The 579-nt window shown below is 59.8% G+C and carries 1 protein-coding gene; it reads left to right on the forward strand.

Annotated features, from left to right (window positions below; genetic code table 11):
- The first annotated feature begins 381 nt into the window (after positions 1 to 381).
- Positions 382 to 570: a hypothetical protein gene (locus tag FS320_RS44855; protein WP_152718826.1), complete on the forward strand. Its 189-nt coding sequence runs from the start codon at positions 382 to 384 to the stop codon at positions 568 to 570.
- Positions 571 to 579 lie beyond the last annotated feature (9 nt).

Below are 579 nucleotides of genomic sequence, written 5' to 3' on the forward strand. Positions count from 1 at the left end.
GTTGGGAGCGCCCACTCGTTAGAACGAGGCGGACGGCCTCATCCTGAAACTCTCTCGTAAAACGGCTCTTCGGCATGGAGATCCTCCTGCTTCATGAGACGCTCTCCATTTTTTCGAAGCAAGACCAGGTTTCTGATACGCCGATCCCGTGAGGCTCTGTGACTTCAGCCCGTTAACCTGACGGTGCCGTTTGGATATCTCGACCCGAACATCACTGCATTGATTGCGCGCAAACCCGCCAACCGAACCGGCGTTACTTTTGTGGCCTATCTGCATTTTGCTGTTGCCCGGACCGGATGAGCGATTTGGCGACCGAAGCCGGATGGCACCGAAGCGGCATGGCATGGGAGACCTGCGTCCTCCTGATCTCGGATCTCCACCATGAGCTTCAAGTCCAGTGCCGCTCGCCGTCATCACATTCCGAAGCACCGGCACCAGGTGGCGAGCTGGGCCGAGTATGACGCCAGCCAGCGTCGGCGGGGAAGCCTCCCGGTCTGGTTCTCTGACGAGGCGATGACCCCCTGGCAGGCCGATCAGCCGTGCCGAACTCTGTCATCGGGCCAAGGTTGAGCGATCTCG

Source organism: Microvirga tunisiensis (assembly GCF_009296175.1).
GTDB lineage: Bacteria > Pseudomonadota > Alphaproteobacteria > Rhizobiales > Beijerinckiaceae > Microvirga > Microvirga tunisiensis.

What these genes read in the sequence shown, in the direction of transcription:
- FS320_RS44855 (WP_152718826.1), top strand. Translation starts at nt 382, where the DNA reads ATGAGCTTCAAGTCCAGTGCCGCTCGCCGTCATCACATTCCGAAGCAC.